Source organism: Collinsella sp. AF18-8LB, assembly GCF_003459795.1.
In the GTDB taxonomy this organism is placed as follows: Bacteria; Actinomycetota; Coriobacteriia; order Coriobacteriales; family Coriobacteriaceae; genus Collinsella.
In genome coordinates this window covers 398,061-417,134 of sequence record NZ_QRWU01000001.1, presented here as the reverse complement: position 1 = coordinate 417,134, position 19,074 = coordinate 398,061, and the positions used below count along the sequence as shown (strand labels likewise).

The 19,074-nt window shown below is 57.8% G+C and carries 13 protein-coding genes and 2 pseudogenes; 5 read left to right on the top strand and 10 right to left on the bottom strand.

All coding sequences use genetic code 11. The features are described from left to right. The first annotated feature begins 175 nt into the window (after positions 1–175). A complete protein-coding gene (gene xerA / locus DWX25_RS01845) occupies positions 176–1,159 on the top strand; it encodes a site-specific tyrosine recombinase/integron integrase (RefSeq protein WP_117798588.1) in 984 nt (327 codons plus the stop codon). Between the two features lie 1,043 nt (positions 1,160–2,202). Here xerA and DWX25_RS01840 read toward each other — a convergent pair. Continuing rightward, complete coding sequence (locus tag DWX25_RS01840) at positions 2,203–3,693, bottom strand: class I SAM-dependent DNA methyltransferase (protein ID WP_117798586.1); 1,491 nt, start codon at positions 3,691–3,693, stop codon at positions 2,203–2,205. Further along, positions 3,683–5,182 (bottom strand): class I SAM-dependent DNA methyltransferase, encoded by a 1,500-nt coding sequence (locus DWX25_RS01835; RefSeq protein WP_117798584.1) that lies wholly within the window; start codon positions 5,180–5,182, stop codon positions 3,683–3,685. The genes DWX25_RS01840 and DWX25_RS01835 overlap by 11 nt, the downstream gene beginning before the upstream one ends. A gap of 70 nt (positions 5,183–5,252) precedes the next feature. On the opposite strand from DWX25_RS01835, the gene DWX25_RS01830 reads away from it, so the two are divergent. Next, complete coding sequence (locus DWX25_RS01830; protein WP_117798582.1) at positions 5,253–5,921, top strand: restriction endonuclease subunit S; 669 nt, start codon at positions 5,253–5,255, stop codon at positions 5,919–5,921. After that, positions 5,914–8,826: a type I restriction endonuclease subunit R gene (locus tag DWX25_RS01825; RefSeq protein WP_117798580.1), complete on the top strand. Its 2,913-nt coding sequence runs from the start codon at positions 5,914–5,916 to the stop codon at positions 8,824–8,826. The genes DWX25_RS01830 and DWX25_RS01825 overlap by 8 nt, the downstream gene beginning before the upstream one ends. Positions 8,827–9,050: 224 nt before the next feature. On the opposite strand, the gene DWX25_RS01820 is transcribed toward DWX25_RS01825, so the two are convergent. After that, positions 9,051–9,785 (bottom strand): 3'-5' exonuclease, encoded by a 735-nt coding sequence (locus DWX25_RS01820; protein WP_158557548.1) that lies wholly within the window; start codon positions 9,783–9,785, stop codon positions 9,051–9,053. A 462-nt stretch (positions 9,786–10,247) separates the two neighbouring features. Between DWX25_RS01820 and DWX25_RS09740 the strand changes: the two genes are divergently transcribed. After that, the gene (locus tag DWX25_RS09740; protein WP_255412934.1) at positions 10,248–10,373 is read left to right on the top strand and encodes a hypothetical protein; all 126 of its coding nucleotides are present in this window, start codon (positions 10,248–10,250) and stop codon (positions 10,371–10,373) included. A 487-nt stretch (positions 10,374–10,860) separates the two neighbouring features. On the opposite strand, the gene DWX25_RS01815 is transcribed toward DWX25_RS09740, so the two are convergent. The 3 genes and pseudogenes from DWX25_RS01815 to DWX25_RS09780 all read right to left on the bottom strand — a co-directional run. After that, positions 10,861–12,252: an ATP-binding protein gene (locus DWX25_RS01815; protein ID WP_117798576.1), complete on the bottom strand. Its 1,392-nt coding sequence runs from the start codon at positions 12,250–12,252 to the stop codon at positions 10,861–10,863. A gap of 314 nt (positions 12,253–12,566) precedes the next feature. Beyond that, positions 12,567–12,899 (bottom strand): hypothetical protein, encoded by a 333-nt coding sequence (locus DWX25_RS09375; RefSeq protein ID WP_233505185.1) that lies wholly within the window; start codon positions 12,897–12,899, stop codon positions 12,567–12,569. 184 nt (positions 12,900–13,083) lie between these two features. Continuing rightward, positions 13,084–13,185 (bottom strand): annotated as a pseudogene (locus DWX25_RS09780) (hypothetical protein); the annotation flags it as partial. 156 nt (positions 13,186–13,341) lie between these two features. Here DWX25_RS09780 and DWX25_RS01805 point away from each other — a divergent pair. Continuing rightward, positions 13,342–14,079: an SDR family NAD(P)-dependent oxidoreductase gene (locus tag DWX25_RS01805; RefSeq protein WP_117734339.1), complete on the top strand. Its 738-nt coding sequence runs from the start codon at positions 13,342–13,344 to the stop codon at positions 14,077–14,079. Between the two features lie 208 nt (positions 14,080–14,287). Here the strand turns inward: DWX25_RS01805 and DWX25_RS09600 are convergent, their stop codons facing one another. From DWX25_RS09600 to ygfK, 4 genes and pseudogenes are all read right to left on the bottom strand, one after another. Next, a complete protein-coding gene (locus DWX25_RS09600; RefSeq protein WP_233505183.1) occupies positions 14,288–15,127 on the bottom strand; it encodes a molybdopterin cofactor-binding domain-containing protein in 840 nt (279 codons plus the stop codon). A 61-nt stretch (positions 15,128–15,188) separates the two neighbouring features. Beyond that, positions 15,189–15,728: pseudogene (locus DWX25_RS09595) on the bottom strand (molybdopterin cofactor-binding domain-containing protein); the annotation flags it as partial. A 30-nt stretch (positions 15,729–15,758) separates the two neighbouring features. Further along, on the bottom strand, positions 15,759–16,016 hold the full coding sequence (locus DWX25_RS09590) for a hypothetical protein (protein WP_233505182.1): 258 nt from the start codon (positions 16,014–16,016) through the stop codon (positions 15,759–15,761). 11 nt (positions 16,017–16,027) lie between these two features. Continuing rightward, entirely contained in the window at positions 16,028–19,027 is a 3,000-nt protein-coding gene (gene ygfK / locus DWX25_RS01790; RefSeq protein ID WP_117798572.1) for a putative selenate reductase subunit YgfK, read from the bottom strand. Between the last annotated feature and the right edge of the window lie 47 nt (positions 19,028–19,074).

The window sequence follows — 19,074 nt, the reverse complement described above, 5'->3', positions numbered from 1 at the left end:
TTCTGAGCATCTCACTCTGCAGGCAAAGCCGCACCGGAGTGATGCGGAGGTCTGCGCGGGGTTTCACGGGTTCCCTTGACGCGGCCCAGCGGAAGTGCCACCCGGCATCCCTTCCATAACGCACGGGTAAACAAAGGGAAATAGCGCCACCCACCGTGCAAGGAAGGACGCCACCATGGATCTCACGAAAACGGCTAGAGAAATTACCCGTCTCATGCTCCCCTACCTGACCACGCAGCAGAACCGCCAGCTCAAAAAGGTTTTATCGCACTGCCTTTTCGATGAAAGCCAATTAGCCGAAAACGGCGGCGACGGTGAAAGCGAATCATTCCTGGATCTTTTTCTGTCTGCAAAACGCCTCGAAGGCTGCTCGGATAGGACCATCTCCTACTACGAAACCACCATCAATAAAATGCTTGAATCATTCGACACGCCAGCTTGCGACCTGGGAACCGAAGAGATTAGGTCCTATCTTTCCGACTATCAGCAAAAAGCCGGCGTCAGTCGCGTCACCGTCGACAATGTCCGGAGAATCATCTCAAGCTTCTACTCATGGCTCGAAGACGAGGACCATATCATCAAGAGCCCGGTAAGACGCATTAAAAGAGTCAAGGCTCCGCAGCCCATAAAGGAAACGTATAGCGATGAAGTCGTTGAAATTCTTTGTGATAACTGCGGGTCGCCCCGAAACCTTGCCCTGATCGACCTGTTGCGCTCCACGGGCATGCGCGTGGGCGAACTTGTCTCGTTGGACAGGAGCTCCATCGACACCATCAATCGTGAGTGCATCGTACATGGCAAGGGAAATAAGGACCGCATCGTCTATTTTGACGCAAAGACTAAAGTCCATATTGAGAATTACCTGTCAACCCGAATGGACAGCTCGGAAGCACTCTTCGTGTCGAGCAAGGCGCCACACGAGAGGCTGCAAATTGGCGGCGTCGAGGCGTTGCTTAGAAAACTGGGGCGCGAGCTTGATTTAGGAAGGGTCCACCCTCATAAGTTCAGAAGAACGCTTGCTACAAAGGCAATCGACAAAGGAATGCCCATCGAACAAGTCCAGGTGCTCCTTGGCCATAAAAAAATAGACACCACATTAAGGTACGCAATGGTCGACCAGCGCAACGTAAAAGCATCCCACCGCAGATACCTAACTTAAATTTCGATTTGTCGACCTGAAGCACGAAGTCGGTGAACTCCTCCTGGAGTTCGAGCGGGGGAACTATAATGCTCGTCCTTCCAATTACGTTTAGATGGAGGTGTTTTACAGCAATCCCCTTAACGCCGCCTGTAAATTGGTCCTGCACTCTTGCGCTTTTTAGTTGTTCTCGTAGGAATACTCCATCAAGAATGTCGCGACGGTATTTGAGGACAGCGAGACTTTCGAATAGACCGATTGGAAAATCGACATCGACAATAGCCGGCATACCAAGTGATCCACTTTTTGTAAGAAGCACATCGCCGATTTGGGTTTCACAACGTTTTTGAATGGACTCATATTCATCCGTGCTTATATGCTTGATGTCGCTGAAATCTAGCTTGCCATCTGATGTGACATTCTTCGCAGAAATGAATGCAATTCCAGCTTCTTGATATTGGGGCGTTTTATGGGTGCCATCAGTAATTTTCGTGCATGCTTGTGAGAGGGGAATCAGTGGAAACTCTTTCTTGGAAAATATTTCGACAAATTGTGATTTGACGACGTCATCGCAGGCTGTAAGCAGCTGCCTGTAGTGAGACCTCGTTTCTTGTGCGGTCCAGAGTATGTCGGCAAGATCTTCTTGCTTAGCGATGCTGGGAAGCTCGAATTCAAATTGCGAAAGGCTCTGCCACTTGACTCTTGGCGAGAGGGAGCCTGCCGAATTGGTGACGGCGTGCTCGAATAGGGCGTCGTTCTGGATGATGAACGGGAGCAGCCTCGGAGAGAGGTTGTCCTTGGGGGCGATGACGGTGATGTCTCCAGAGCAGATTCCGTCGAATGGGGCGACGGCCGCTTTACGCAGGTAGGCCCTGCGACGCCCGAACAGCACCTGCCCCTTTGAGAAAGCCTTAGTGAAGGTGGTCTCGACGCCTTCGTCCCAATGGGCGAGTTCGACCTCGCCGGGGTCTAGATGCTCAAGGCCGACCGTCGGCAGCTCTTGCCCCACAGGGACCTTCTGTTTTATTTCGCGGGCCACATCGCCCAGGCAAACGTGGGTCATGTTACTCACCATCGTTTTCATGCAATTTCGCAGCAATATTATCGAGCAGGGACGCGGCCTCTGTGGAGGCGGCTCTCCAGCTTTCTACCGTCTCCTCGATGCTTCTATCGTCAGCATTTTCATCATTGGAGGGCTTCACGTACAGAGGGATGGAGAGCGAGAAGGCGTTGTCCTCGAGCTCACTAAACGATGCGTGGGATGAAAAACCTTCGATGTCCTCGTCAGATCGGTAGGCATCGACGATTCTCTTGATGTGTTGAGGTTCAAGGTAGCTTTGCGCGTTCTTGCGGGTTACCTCGGCAGAGGCGTCTACGAACAGTATTTTCTTGCTTCGATTCGGCGCTTTCTCGCTGCGGCAGATGAGGATGCAGGCCTCCATGGGCGAGTTGAAGAAGAGGTTTGCGCCGAGTCCGATGACCGCCTCAACGAGATCGCTTCTCACGAGCCTTTCGCGCATCTCCGATTCCTCGTTGCGGAAGAGTACGCCATGGGGGAGGAGAATGGAGCACCTGCCTGTGCGTGGGTCCATACTCTTGAGGATGTGCTGTATGAAGGCGTAGTCTGCTCGTCCTTGCGGCGGGGTGCCGAGGAAGTTGCGGCCGTAGGGGTCCGACGCGAACGCTTCGCGGTCCCATTGCTTGATTGAGTACGGGGGGTTGGCGAGCACCATGTCGAAGGTGCGTAGCTTTCCCGCCTCGAGGAAGGCCGGGTGCCGCAGCGTGTCGTCGTTTGCGATTTCGAAGTCCTTGACGCCATGCAGGAACAGGTTCATGCGGCCGATGGCGGAGGAGAGCTGGTTGATTTCCTGCCCGTACGTACGGACGTTGCGCCACTCCTCTCCGTGCTCTTTGAGGTGTGCGATGGCGGAGATTAGCATACCAGCGCTGCCGCAGGTGGGGTCGTAGATGGACTCGCCGGGCCTGGGTTGGAGGATCTCGGTCATTAGATGGACGACCGTGCGATTGGTGTAGAACTCTTGAGCGGTGTGTCCAGAATCGTCCGCAAACTTCTTGATGAGGTACTCGTAGCCCTGGCCGAGTTCGTCCTCGGGGCAATTGGCGATGGAGAGCGTTATGGCGCTGAAGTGCTCGATGAGGTCCTTGAGCAGGCGGTCGGGAAGTCGTTTCTTGTTAGTCCAGGCGGCGTCGCCGAAGATACCACGCAGCTTGGAACCGTTGGCCGTCTCGATGGCGCGGAAGGCGCCCACGATGGCCTTACCGATGTTTTCCGTGGCCTCGCGGACATCGCACCAGTGGGCGCCGTCCGGGATTGCGAAGCTGTGATTCTCGGGAAGGGCGGCGAACTCCGCATCTCCGTTAGAGGCTTCCAATGCCTCGGCGGTCTCCTCGTCGTAAACATCCGAGAGGCGCTTGAAGAATAGCAGCGGGAATATGTACTGCTTGTACGAGCCGGCATCGATGTAGGTGCGCAGCAGAACCGCTGCGTTCCATAGATGGTTGTTCAGCTCTTCCTGGGGGATTCTACTCTCCATCGACATAGCCTCCCTTTGAGAGCAGCTCAAGGAGTTTCTCCTCGGACTTCCTCGTCTGGCGAAGGAGGTCGTAGAAACGTTTCCTGGTTTCCGCCGGCGGCTCGATCTCCTCGCGCCTTCTTTCGACGTAATTGTTCGCCGAGAGCACGTAACCCTCGCGCTCTATATCATCGAGCGTCGCGATGGCGCACTTCTCTACGACGGGTTCGTAGGAATGGTAGAGGGAGAGCATCTCCTGAGCGTTCTCCTCCGAGATCATGTTCTGCGCGCGCTGGGCGGTGAAGATCTCGGTACCGTCGATGATGCAGACGCGGTCCCGATGCGCCGGAGGCTTGTCATTCCGGAGGAACAGCACACAGGCGGAGACACCGGTGCTGTAGAAGACGCCGCTCGCGAGCGAGATCACTGCCTCGACCTTGTCCGACTTGAGCAGCTCCTTGCGGATGGCGCCCTCCTTGCCGCTGTGGAACAGTGCGCCCTGGGGCAGCACTACAGCGCAGCGACCGCTCTTCTCGTCCATGGAGCAGACCATATGCTGTACCCATGCGAAGTCCGCCGACTTGTCCGTGGGGACGCCCCAGATGTTGCGGCCCCACGGGTCCGAGGAGAACTCTGCGGATCCCCAGTTCTTAAGGGAGAAGGGCGGATTGGCGAGGACGCAGTCGAATGTCTTGAGGGTATTCCCGGCAAGGAAGGCGGGGTCGCGCAGGGTGTCCCCCTGGGTGATGCGAAAGTCCTTCGCACCGTGGAGGTAGAGGTTCATGCGTGCTATGGCAGACGTGCTTAGGTTCTTCTCCTGGCCGTAGAGCTTGCCGTAGGCGAGCCTCGAGTTGTCCATCTGACGTACTGCCTCGATGAGCATGCCGCCCGTGCCGCATGCGGGGTCATAGACGGTCTCTCCGGGCTTTGGCTCGAGCAGGGAGACCATCATCTTCACGATCTCCCTCGGGGTGTAGAACTCGCCGGCGTTCTTCTTCTGCATGTCGGCGAACTTCTTGATCAGGTACTCGTAGGCGTCGCCCATCATGTCGGCGTTATAGCTACTGTTGCCGAACTTCTTTGCAGAGAAATGCTCGATGAGGTCTTTCAGGCGTTCGTCGGAGAGCTTGCCCTTGTCCGTCCAGCTCGCGTCGTCGAAGCTGCTGAAGAGGCCGCTGAGGGTATCGGGGTTAGCGCGCTCGATACCCACCATGGCGTCAACGATTGCTTTGCCGACGTTCGCGCCGGTGTTGCGCACATTCTGCCAATGGCAGCCGTCCGGCACCGCGAAGCTGTGGTTTTCAGGCAGGGCAGCGTAGTCTTCGTCTCCGCCCGACATCTCTAGAGCCTCGGCGGTCTCCTCGTCGTAGACGTCTGAGATGCGCTTGAAGAAGAGCAACGGTGTGATGTAACTCTTGTACTCGTCCTGGTTGATGGGGCCACGCAGGATATCGCAGGCTCCGAGTAAGTGGTTTCCCAGCTCGGATTTACTTATCGGTTCTTCAGTCATTCAGGTACCTATGAGCTTAAAAATACAAATTACAGCTCTTGTGATTATACCGTCATATTTGCCGAGATAAATGAGCTGGGCATCGCCGCCCATTCAGACATCCTGCGCCTGTAAATCACAATTTGTCGAGATGTTCGAGGGCAAGGAATATCCGAGCAGCTGCCTTTCGACTCTCGTGTCGTCGATGAGAAACGGCCTGTCTCCATCGAAGTCAGGATCGCATCGTTCGAAGGTTCTTACTCTATCCGCCATAACCCAGGGGCGCTTCGACTCGTCAGCGTGGAAAGACGGCTTCTTTACGGAGGAACCTCCTGCCGATAAGCGCATCTCAAATGAAGATTTCTATGTTTGCCGGGGCAATGGAAACAAGCATCTGGTTGGAACAGGCGAATACTCAAATGTACCAATGAAAGATATGGTTTTCCCTGACACAATGATCGCGGCAAGGATTAAACAAGAGCAAATTATCTTGCCTTATTTACGGTGTGCTTGGAATCAGCCTTCGACTCGCAAGCAAATCGAGGCATCGGCGAAAACCACCAACGGAACATTCAAGATCAACCAAACGGCTCTCGGCAATATCAAGCTTCTTGTTCCGCCTCTCGAGCTCCAGCAGGAGTTCGCCGACTTTGCCACCTCGGTCGACAAATCGAAATTTGCCGTACAAAAGGCCCTCGATGAGCTAAACGCCACGACGAAGAAAATCTTGAACCAGGAGTTAGGACTCGGAGATGTTTAACGAGGACAACACCATCGAGCAAATGAGCGTCGAGGCGCTTGCCAGCCTTGGCTGGAGATACGTTGCTGCCGAAGACCTCCCGCGCCGCCATGCCGACGTCATGGTCGAGCCCATGGTCAAGGACGCCCTCATCAGGCTTAACCCGGAGATCGCAGAAGACCCCGATCGCGCCGACGAGATCATCTACCGACTCAGGGCCCTCATTCAGCCCACAAGTCCGCAGAACTTGGTCTCCACCAACGAGCGGTTCAAAAAGCTCGTCATCGAGGAGAACTCATTCCCCTACGGCAAAGACGGCCGCATGGTCCCCATCCGCTTCTTTGGCACGGCGGCGGACGGCGATCTTGACAAAAACGAGTACATCGTCACCAACCAGTGGGTCTACCCCCAGGAGCAGGGCGGCAAGCGCCTCGACCTCGTCCTTCTTGTCAATGGATTTCCGCTCGTCATCGGCGAGTTCAAGACGCCGGTGCGCGATTCGATAACCTGGCTCGACGGCGCTGGCGACATCGCTAAATATGAGAAGAGCATCCCGCAGATGTTCGTCTGTAGCGCCATCAACTTCGCCAGCGAAGGAAAATGCTATCGCTACGGGTCGGTGAACATGCCTCCCGAGATGTGGGGACCCTGGCATGAGGGCGACAAGAAGAGCGAGGGCACACTTGCCGACGTCAAGAGAAGCATGGCGTCCATGCTAACCCCCACGAACGTCATGGACATCTTCCAGTTCTTCACGCTCTTCGCCACCGACAAGAAGCATCGACGCATCAAGCTGATCTGTCGCTACCAACAGTTCGAGGGCGCGAACCTCATCGTGGACCGCGTCCGCGCAGGATACCCGAAGCGTGGCCTCATTTGGCATTTCCAGGGCTCAGGAAAGTCACTGCTCATGGTATTCGCCGCCCAGAAGCTGCGCATGGTCCCCGAACTCAAGAACCCGACCGTCGTCATCGTGGATGACCGAATCGACCTCGAGACCCAGATCACGGGGACCTTCAACGCATCCGATATCCCCAACCTCGCAAGCGCCGGCAGCAAGGAGGAGCTTGAGTCCTTCTTCAAGCAGGACATGAGAAAGATCCTCATCACCACCATCTTCAAATTCAGCGAGGTTGCGGGGACGCTCAACGAGCGCGAGAACATCATCCTCATGGTCGACGAGGCGCACCGCACCCAAGAGGGCGACCTCGGCGAGAAGATGCGACTCGCCTTGCCAAACGCCTTCTTCTTCGGCTTGACCGGCACGCCCATCAACCGAACCGACAAGAACACGTTCCACACCTTCGGTGCCAAAGAGGACAAGTCCGGCTACATGAGCCGCTATTCCTTCGCCGACTCCATCCGCGACCACGCCACATTGCCGCTCCATTTTGAAACCGTTCCCGTCGAGCTCCACGTCAACCAAGAGGTCGTGAACGCCGCCTTTGACGAAATGACCCGAGACCTCAGCAAAGAGGACAAGGCGGAACTCACCAGGCGCGTCAAGATCGAGTCCGTCATGAAGGCCCCCGACCGCATCCACAAGGTATGCGAGCACATCGCCAAGCACTTCAAGTCAAAGGTTGAGCCCGACGGCTTCAAGGCGCAAGTAGTCTGCTACGACCGAGAGTGTTGCCTGCTGTATAAGGAGGAGCTCGACAAGCTCTTGGGCACTGATGCAGTCACCATCGTCATGGACACGAACAACGACAAGGAAGACCGCTACAAGGCATACCGTCGAGATCGCGATGCCGAGGAAAAGCTCCTTGACCGTTTCCGCGACCCGGACGATCCGCTCAAGATTCTCATCGTCACTGCAAAGCTGCTCACGGGGTTCGATGCGCCCATCCTGCAAACTCAGTACCTTGACAAGCCCTTGCGCGACCACACGCTGTTGCAGGCAATCTGTCGAACCAACCGCGTCTACAACGACAAGAAGACATTCGGTCTCATTGTCGATTATATCGGCCTCTTCGACAACGTCGCCAAGTCTCTGCACTTCGACGAGGCCGAGGTGCAGAAAGTTATAACCAACATCGACGAGGTAAAGGCCGAGCTGCCCGGGCTTATGCATTGCTGTCTTGAGTACTTCTCAACGGTCAGAGACCGCCGCAGCGCGGATTGGGAGTCCCTTCTCGAAGCTCAACAATGCCTGCCAACGACAAAGGTGAAAGACCAGTTTGGGGCCGACTTCTCGGTCTTGAACAGAGCGTGGGAAGCCCTTTCGCCCGACCCATGTCTCAATCCCTACAAGCCCGATTTCATCTGGCTCTCGCAGGTCTACGATTCCGTGAGACCGGTAGACAATCGCGGGAAGCTCATCTGGGCAGCGCTCGGGCCCAAGACAATCGAGCTCGTGCACGAGAACATCACCGTCGAGAGAGTCCGAGACGATGACGACATCCTTGAACTCGACGAGGACATGATCGAGCACTTCATCAACGACAAGAGCAATACCGAGAAGATCACGCGTAAGCTGGAGATAGATCTCGTCGCCCGAATCCGCAGGCACGATAAGAATGGCAAGTTCCAGAAGCTCGGCGAGCGCCTGGAGGACCTGAGGGAACGTCACGAGCAAGGTCTCATCAACAGCGTCGAGTTCCTCAAGATGCTCATCGACCTCGCCAGAGAGGCTCGAGCGGCCGAAAAGGAAGTCGTGCCCGAAGAAGAGGAGGACAAGGGCAAGGCTGCCCTCACAGAACTCTTCAATGGTGTAAAGAATGGGGACACGCCAATCATCGTCGAGAACATCGTCGGCGACATCGACGAAATCGTTAAGATCACCCGATTCGACGGTTGGCAGGCAACCACAGCAGGCGTCAAAGAGGTCAAGAAGCAGCTACGCGCCATTCTTTGGATGCGCTACAAGCTCAAAGACCAGGCTCTTTTTGATAAGGCGTATTCGTATATTGAACTCTACTATTAGGCAACAGAAGACAGGTCTCTAGGGACGCTCCGCATCAACCATTTCATCGGATGCGGAGCGTCCCAATTTGAACGAGCAACGTCTTGCGACGGGTGAACACTGCAACCCCAATGGCCCGCTAACCCTTTCATAATCTGGTGGTTAAGTCTTCACTAGAAGCCATCCACACTTTGTAGTTAGTTGATTCCTTCTTCGCAGGCGAAAACGACAATGATGTCCGCCCCCTATCTCCCCTCCGCTTTCAGTTTCAGCAGCAGATCGCCCAGCTCGGGGCACTTGTTGGAAAGGCGCGTCTGAGCTCGCTCGCCCATCCCCCACCGCTGGCGGACTTCCTGGGCGCGCGGGCTCACGCGGTAGTCCCCGTCCATCATCTGCTTGAGCAGCTTGGCGGTCACGCGCGCATCGGCAAGGGCGCTGTGAGCGTGACCCGTCGACTCGTCAAACTCGATGCCAAACCACGTTGCCGCGTCGCCCAACGAGACGCGCCCGTGGCTGCCCACGTCCATGATCGAGGTGTAAAACGCCTGCAGGTCGGCCCAGTCCGTAGGAAATGCGGAAAGATGGATGTGCTTTGCCTGGCACTCGGTCATAAGCTGCCGGCGGTCCGCCCCACTCCAACAGACCACCTGGGCGGAGTAACGACCAATCCAATCGTTGAGCCTTTTGATCACCACGTAGAGCGGATCGGCCATCGCTGTGTCCACGGCCGATATCCCAGTGAGCTCGCGGACGGGGAACGCAACGCCTTCGGTAAATTCCGTCTGCACAAACTGCGAGAACTCGCCCATAATGTTGCCGTGGTAATCGAGCTTAACAGCGCCGACCTCGATAATTTCATTGCGCAGCCCACGGCGCTGGCGCTGCTTTGGCACCGGCGCAAACTCAAAGTCCAGCACGATCTGGCGCGCAAAGTTCGTCGTATCGATAGCCGAGATACCCAGCGTCTTTTCAGCTGACACGGTTATGGCCTTTCTCCGTCAACTGCCGCTTGCTACATAGGCGGCTGCATTGCCGTAAGGATAGGCGCCCGCGCGGACATGAAAGCGGGACGCAATACCATGCTCCGGTCGCACGCCATGCAGACCGCCCCAAGAGAGTCGCCCGCTCTATTCAAATGCATGAAAAAGATTTAGGCCCGGTGACTTGAATCAGCGGTCATCCCGAGCCCATCAATATGCAGTGTACCTACAGAGGGCTGGTTAATCAAACGGGCTTTCGGTGACGAAGACCTGCGCGTCTATCCCCAATCGCCCAGCGTCGTCTTCTGCCGCCCTTACGAAAGGCTGCTATTCGAGGGAATCACGTTGCTGTTATTATCGAACATATATTCGTATTTATGACCGCGCTTTGATAGAATGGCAGTTGTTGACGGCAGTTCCATGTGCCGGGCAGCGCCCTCCATGCGACGGGAGGTGATGCCCATGACCGATCTGATTGATTTCGTGAAGCTCCTGACCGCTTTGGTCTCGCTCCTCACGGCGCTTATCGGACTTTCCGAGGCACTTAAGCAGCGTACGAAGCAAAAGAAGAGGGGTCGACGCCGTTAAGGCATTGACCCCTTGAACTAAGTAACGGCGCTGCCCAGCTATCACCCTTGGGCTGCCGTCGACTTTATTCTACCCACGGTTGCCAGGTTTAACAAATGAATTTTCAGTAATGGAGCCTCGGAGCCCGCTCGCTCAACCACCTGGCCATCGGATTAGCCGGATTCTGGGACACGCCTTCCGTCCCAGGCCTCTACCGGAAAATGCGTCCCACCCTGAGGCTCGATTCCGGGACACGGTTTCCGTTTGAGGCCCCGATGGGAAAGCGTGTCCCGTTCCGAGAGCTCATTCCTGGATGCAGTTTCCGCTAGAGATGCCACCGGGAAAGCGTATCCCGTTTTGGAGCCAAATTCCGGGTCGTAGTTTCCGCCTGAGGGCCGATCCGGAAACGGCATCCCATTCTGAAGCCGAAATCTGGGACACGCTTTCCGCCAAGGGTTGCAAAAGTAAAGCGCATCCCATTCCGAGCATCACATCAGAGCGCGCTTGGTTATCTCCGCTCGCACATCTCGGCAAACGAAATCAGCTTGGTATCTCCCCTGCTCGCCGCAGCTTCCTGACATCCTTGCGTAAAGCCACGCTTCGAGAAGATCACGTAGCTTTTATACTGCCGTCTAAAGAGCTCGCTTCGATGCACGAGCTTTTGCAGCACGTCTTCGCCCAGCGATTCATTGCGCCATTTGCATTCCGCAAACAGCGCAGTGCCCTCGCCATCGTCAACAATCAAGTCGATTACTTCCTGCGTATGCGTGCGATTATCCGTCCCCCACCAGCGCCCGACGCTCGCCGGAACCACATCGAGCTGGCCCGCCCGCGCAAGTTCGTACACGTATTGTCTGCATATAAGCTCAAAGACCGTACCCATGTAATCCGATACGTGCGGCTCAATGCGCTTATACGCCATCTCAGCCATATCGTTTTGAATCAGCCCGATGTTCTGCGGAACAAACTTGTACCAGAACCTAAACATCTGGTCGCTCAGCAGATACACGGCTCGCTTATTGCTCGTCTCGTTTAGGGGCAGCTCGCGCTCGACAATCCCACGCGACGCCAGCTTATCCACATAGCTCTTTACGTTGCTCGCAGGGATTCCCGTAGAGCTCGCAATCTCCGAGATCTTCGAGCGCCCTTGGGCAATTGCCTGCACAATCGCATCATATTGCTCGGGATTGCGGCACTCTTGCAATAGCAGGTTACTCGGCTCCTCAAAGAGATAGCCCGTAGGAGTAAGAAAAAGACGTTTGATGTTGTCCTTGAGCGGTGCGGCAGGATCGACTTTCTCGATATATGCAGGAATGCCGCCCGTCATGCCATAGCAAACCGCAGCGTCTTCGCGATCCATGTCGTGCCACAGGCCGAGGGTCGTCGTAAAATCGAGCGGCATGATCTTAAACTGGGCCGTACGCCTACCGTATAGCGGACTCTCGTAGCCCAGCACCTGCTCTTCCATAAACGAAAGCGACGACCCGCACAGGATAAGCATGAGCCTAGTCTCTTTGTACAGGTGATCAATCTTGTCTTGCAGCAACGAACTGATCTCGGGATTCGATTGGGCGAGATAGGGATACTCGTCAATCACGACAATCAAACGTTCCGTGCGAGCCATGGTGGCCAATACATCAAACGCCTCGTCAAAGCTACGAAACGACACACCTGCAGCACCAACCGAGCCCGCAAGTATCGCCTGGCTAAAGCCGTGCAGGTTTGCCTCTGCGTTAGTACGACGAGCTTGAAAGTAAATAGCCTTCTTGCCTTGGATGAACTCTGTGATAAGACGCGTTTTACCCACACGACGACGGCCGTAAATCACAGGCATCTCAAATGAACCCGCGTCATACAGTCGATTGAGCTCGGACATTTCCGCTGTTCTTCCGATAAACATAGGGCCTCCCTTCCTTTACGTTATAGTTAGCTATATTATACCTTCCTATAATATAGCTAACTATAACGTAATATGGCAATCGGCACGCATGCGAAAGAGGCGGCGCCCCGCCACACGTGGAATGTCCCGGAAGCACCGGGGCAAATCCGCCCTACGAGCGCTTGTCGGACTTTCCAAGGCACTCAAGCAGCGTTCGAAGAAAAAGAAGAGGGGTCGACGCCGTTAAGGCATTGACCCCTTGATCTAAGTAACGGCGTCGCCCAGCTTTCCACCACTTGGGCTGCCGTCGACCTTATTTTACCCGCGGCACTAATTTAGGACAGCTCGGCAAACGAGATCAGCCCAACGTCTCCCCTACTCTCCGCGCCATCCGAATTCTCAAAACGCAAGGCGTCCCCCGGCGACAAGTGGTCAATCACCCCTGCGATGCGCTTGGCCATTTGTGGTGCAGCTGGCTCATATCCGTGAGCATCCCAGTAGCGCAGATAATCCGCGAACTGGCGCGTGGTCGCATAGTAGAACAGGTCATAGTCGAGCTCGGCATCGGAGCAGTTGGGGCGAGCGTTCGCCATAATGCGAAAATCGACGAGCGCACACACAGAACTCATCGAAGCCGTGCCCAGGAATCTGCGACGACAGAATGGCATGGTACTCCGCTCGATGCTGCATTACGTGTTCGAGGATATGCCGCACCATGTCCTCCATGTTGCACTGCGAATCGCGCAGATCGTTCGCGAGGATTCGAGCATACATCGCGGTATGCTCTTTGACGAGCGCGGCGGCGAGCGCATTTTTGTCCGAGAACTGACGGTAGAAACCCGTGCGTCCGTAGCCGCTACGACCGATGATGTCACTCGCCGTTATCTTGGAATACGACTTTGTTCGCAGTAACTCGACAAGTGCCTCTAAGTATGCTTTCCTCGAGCGATTCATGGATTACCGGCTTCGCGAAATGAATGATGGTTAATTATGTGTTCTCTTATGAACATTTTTGGATATTTTATCCCCTAGTAATGCCGAATGAAATAGACCAAACTTAGTTTATCAGCGGTTTTGATACCGTAATTCGCAACATAACGGAGGGAACAGATGGGCAAACTTGATGGAAAGGTCGCAATCGTCACGGGCGCGACGTCGGGCATTGGCCAGGGTGTCGTCTGGTGCTATTGCGAGGAAGGTGCCAAGGTCGTTTTCTGCGGTCGACGCCGCGAAAAGGGCGAGGCATTCGAAAAGGAGCTCCGCGATGCTGGGCATGACGCGACCTTTGTGCAGGCGGATATGACAAACGAGCAGGATGTCGATATGCTCTTTTCCGCGACCATCGAGGCGTATGGCAAACTCGATATCTTGGTCAACAACGCCGGCATGATGACTAACTTCCAGGTCGAGACCATGGACATCGCCAACGATTTCGACCGCGTGATGGCCCTCAACCTTCACAGCTACGTCTATGCCACGCAGCTTGCCGTCAAAGCCATGACGGACGGCGGCGCAATCGTCAACGTCGCAAGCATCGGCGGCCTTGGCGGTTGCCCCGGTATGAGCAGCTACGGCGCCAGCAAGGCTGCCACGCTCTCGTTCACTCGCTCGATGGGCGCGGAGCTCGCTCCCAAGGGCATTCGCGTCAACGCCATCTGTCCCGGAACAATCTTCTCCGAGATGATGCCGCGCGACGGCGAATTCACCCAATACACGCTGGCAAAGATTCCCATGGGTCGCGGCGGAGAGCCGCGTGAGATTGGCACGGTCGCCGTGTTCTTTGCGAGCGATGATTCCAGCTACGTAACGGGAACGCAGCTCATCGTCGACGGTGGCATGACCGCCTAGACATGGTTGCCGCACACACCGCGGCGCTTGGGCGATTGAGCGATGCGGCGGTTTTTTGGTTCTGCCTCATATAATCCAATGCCTCCTGCCCGGCCCTTCGAAAGAGGGGTCGGGCTTTTGTTGTGACCGAGGGGCGATGGAAGGCACGGCATATACAGTTGATGTTGAGCGCGGACGATCTGTCAGCAATGGCCGTCCGCGCCCTACCCTAGCCGCGGTGACGGACGCGGCTGTAGGGCGTATCCACCATGGGCAGATCCGGACGCAGCTTGCCATCAAACGCGCGATAGGCGTTCTGCACGGCGGGCGCCGTGGGGATCGTTGCGATCTCGCCGATGCCCTTGCCGCCGTATGCCACGGGCAGCAGCTCGTCCTTCTCCACGTAGATGGCGTGGATATCCGGAATCTCGGGCGCACGGAACAGCCCAAGCGTACCGTACCTTGCCTGGGGTACGCAGTCCTTGAGCGGCCAGCCCTCGGTAAGCGCATAGCCCATACCCATGAGCACGCCACCTTCGATCTGACCCTGGATGGAGATGGGGTTGACCACCTTGCCGGAATCGTGCGCGGCATAGACCTCGCTCACGCGGCCGTCATCGTCCAAAATGACCACATGTGTGGCAAAGCCGTAGCAGATGTGGCTCTTGGGGTTGGGAACATCCGCACCCAGCTTGTCGGTCGGCTCCAGGTACACGTAGCCAAACTCACATCCCTCGAGCGCCTTGATGGCGGCCGCGGGATCCTGAGGATGCATACCCTGGCCGGCGACGAGCTCCTGCGTGTGCAGCTGATAGGCGCGACCGTCGTCGTACTCGATCTTGACGCCGTCGCCATGCGCATTCACGGGAGCGGCGGGCGCAGACTTGCCGGCCTCGATGTCAAGCATGGCATCGCGCAGCAGGAAGGCGGCACCGCGCACGGCCTCGCCAGTCACGACCGTCTGTCGCGAGCCAGACGTGGTGCCGGAGTCGGGAGCGTTCTCGGTGGAGCACTCGCCGTTGGCAATGCAGTGAAGCGGCAGGCCACATGCCTCGGCAACGTCCTGCAAAAACAAAGCCGCGGTACGCGCCGGCGGGCGGGTTGTTGGTGTAGTAGCCAAAGCCGCGAATGTCGGTGTTCTGGTACTTGTAGGGGCCGACGGCATGCGTGCAGGCGCGCTCGAGCACCGGGCCGCACAGCGACGCGTAGGCGCCGGTGTCAAAGTTGATCTCGCAGTCCAGGCCGGTAAAGTTGCCCTCGGCGTCGCAGCCCAGTGTAAAGGTGCCGTCCATGGCGTGACGCTTGGGATGAAAAGCGAGCGACTCGGCACGCGTGAGCTTGCACTTCACAGGACGCTGGAGCTTATAGGCAGCAAGCGCGGCCAGGTGCTGGATGGACACGTCCTCCTTGCCGCCAAAGCCGCCGCCCACGAGCATGGTCTCTACAACCACGCGCTCGGGTTCGCTATCCCAGCCAAACATGTGGGCGCACTCTTTGCGCGTGTCGTAGGCGCCCTGGTCGGTCGACTGCACCTTGACGCCGTTCTTGTACGGGAAGGCAACGGCGCACTCGGGCTCCAAGAAGGCATGCTCGGTAAAGGGCGTGGTAAAGCGCTGCGTCACGGTGAACGCACTCTCCGCCAGCGCCTTGGCGGCGTCGCCGCGCGTCACATGGCGGCACTGACACACGTTGTCCTTGAGCTACACCGTGTTGCCAAAGGCAAAGAAGCTGTCGTGCAGGTGAGGGGCGTCGGCAGCCTTGGCCTCGACAATGTTACGCACGGGCTCCAGCGGCTCGTAATCGATCTTTACGAGCTTCTTGGCCTTCTCGAGCGTCGCTTCGTCCTCGGCGACCACCAACACAATGGCATCGCCCACGCAGCGGGCGTCGCCGCCTGCGGAGGCGCAACCGCTTCCGCGGGCAACGTAGGCCACGTTATGTTGAATGGATTTGGCCATAAGAGACTCGCCTATTTCTTAAGGAGGTACGGATAGCTGTCGCGCACGGCCTTGATGGTCAGGCGGACGGCCTCGGGCAGACCGGTGTTGACGGCATCGACCGAGACGGTGCGGACCGTACCGGCGACGCGGACCTTAAAGTGGTTCTCGTCCACGGCCAGGAAGCCCTCGTTCTCGGAGTTCTCCATGTCCTGCTCGCTCCAGAACAGGGTGAGCTTGTCCTTGTAGGGACGACCCTCCTGGTAGGGGCAGAACACGGCGCAGTTGCCGCACTCGTTGCACATGCCGTCGACATGGACGACCTGATGCTTGGCCAGGCCCGGCACCTTAATGGCAACGTTGGCGCGGTTGGGGCACACGTCGCAGCAGACCTCACACACCGAACCGCAGCCCAGGCAGCGAGTCTTGGTGCAGTTGCGCTTGTCGCGGCACAGCGACTCCTTGCGCTCGTAGCAGGTATCCTCGCGACCGGCCTGCTCGTTGCAGTCGGCGTACCTGTCAAAGTCCACACCGGCGATGGCACGGGCAACCTCGGCGGCATCGGCGATAGCCTCGACCACGGTGGCCGGACCGCGGCGGCAGTCGCCGGCAGCCCAGACGCCCTCGACGCCGGTGGAGGTGGCGGCAAGGCGGCTGCGACGGTCGTGCTCGACGCCCGCGGCATCGTACAGGCTGGCATCGATGCCCTCGCCCACGGCGCAGATCACCGTGGTGGCGGGAAGCTCAACAGTTTCGCCCGTGGCGACGGGGCTGCGACGGCCGCTTGCATCCGGCTCGCCAAGCTCCATAACATCGCAGGTCAGCACGGCGCCGTTGAGCGCCTTGGGCGCCAGCAACTCGCAGAACTCAACGCCGTCGGCAAGAGCAAGATCGAGCTCTTCCTCGTCGGCGGGCATCTGCTTCTTGGTGCGGCGATACACCAGGCGCACGTTCTTCACGCCTGCCAGGCGCTTGGCCACGCGGGCAGCATCCATGGCGGTGTTGCCGGCGCCAATGACCACGACGTCCTCGCCCAGCTCGAGCTTCTCGCCCTTCTTGGCGGCCTCGAGGAACTCCAGCACGTCGAGTTCGGCGCCCTCGCCCAAGCCCGCAAAGCCGGGTATCCAGGCGCCGGTGGCCACGACCACGTCGGTGAAGCCCCGGGCTTTGAGCTCGTCGATGGAATCCACGCGAGCGTTGAGCTGCACCTTGGCGCCAAAGGCCAGGCAGAGCTCGGCGTCGTGGTAGATATCGTCGCTGGCGATACGGAACTCGGGGATCACGTGACGGACCACGCCGCCGAGCGAGTCGCGGGCCTCAAAGATGGTGACGGGCACGCCAGCACGCGTCAGGAAGAACGCCGTCGCCAGACCGGCAGGGCCGCCGCCGATAACGGCAACGTTGCGCTCGCCGTCGTTGGCGATGGCCTGGGCGCGCAGCTTGGGCAGCACGGCGGTCATGGCCTCGCGGGCGGCCTTGAGCTTGCTGGCGCGGATCTGGGCGCCCTCGGGCTCGTAGAACGCACGCTCGCAGGAACGGCCGCAGGGATGCGGGCAGATGGTACCGGTAATGAACGGCAGGGCGTTGCGCTCGATGATGATGTTAAGCGCGTCCTCGTAGCGGCCCTCGTCAACAGCCGCCAGATAGGCGGGAATATCCTGCTGGATGGGGCAGCTCGTGCGGCACGGCGTGGTAAAGCAGTCGGAAAGCGGGCTCTTGCCGGCGACCTCGCGGTCGGGCAGCGGGCGCAGCGGCTTCTTGTAGAGCGGGTTGGTGAGCGAATCGGTCTGAATCGCGGTCACGGCGTCGAGAGAGACGCCCGCGAACGGCTTGCCGTCCAGATCGGTAAACTCGCCGGCCATCTGGCTAAAGCGCTCGTAGCCACCGGGCTTGAGCACGTCAGTCGCCAGGGTGACGGGCCAAATGCCGGCGTCATACAGGGCACGGATGTTGTAGACCGTGGCACCGCCGGAGTAGCTGATGCGCAGCTTGCCATCGAACTGCTCGGTAATGCGGCGGGCGGCCTCGATGGTCAGCGAGAACAGCGAACGGCCGGACATGTACATCTCGGTGGAGGGCAGCTCGTTCCTCGTCACATCGACGGGGAACGTGTTGGTCAGCTTGACGCCAAACTCCAGGCCGCGCTCGGCGCACAGGGCAATCAGGCACTCGAACATAGGCACGGCATCGGCCCACTGCAGGTCCTCGCGGAAGTGCGTGTCATCGAAGACGATATAGTCAAAGCCCAGCTCGTTGAGGCGCTGACGTGCAAACTCATAGCCCAGCAGCGTGGGGTTGCACTTGATGTAGGTGTTGAGGCCCTTCTCGGTGATGAGGTAGGTCGCGATGCGCTCGATCTCCGCCGGCGGGCAGCCATGCAGCGTGGACTCGGTGATGGAGTTGGAGACGCGCGCCGGGATGGACTCGACAAACGCGGCATCGACATGCTCAAACTTGTCCAGGTTAGCGAGCGCCCACGTGCGGCACTCGTTCCAGACGTCAGAGCCGCTGGCGTCCTTCATGCCCTCGATGTAGGCGTCGACCTTGGGGCTCTTAATACCCTCGAGGTCATAACCCACGGACATGTTGAAGACAAAGCCGTCCGGGCTTCCCAGGCCGTACTCGCGAGCGATCAGGTGGCAGGCAAACCATGCCTTCACGTACTCGGCAAAGGCCTGCGGAACCTCGAGCTCGGTCGACCACTCGCAGTTGTAGCACTCGTCCTGCGCCACAATGCAGGGTTTGTTCACACACTTGGAGAGCTCCTCGCCATCCATCACCTGAACGGTCTTGAGCTCAAAGAAACGAGAACCGGCCACGTAGGATGCCACGATGTTCTGGGCCAGCTGCGTATTGGGACCGGCGGCCGGGCCAAACGGGGTCTCGATGCACTCGTCAAAAATGGGAAGCGCGCCCCCCTGGTTGGTCGTGACCATCTTGCGCACGCCAAAGATGGCGTCCTGGGTCTTGTGCTCCTCGATGATCCAGTTCATCAGCTGCGAAAACGGGATCGGCCTCATGATGTCGCTCATAATGAGCTCCTCTCTGTAACGCCCGGCGAGACCGCGCGGCGGGCGCA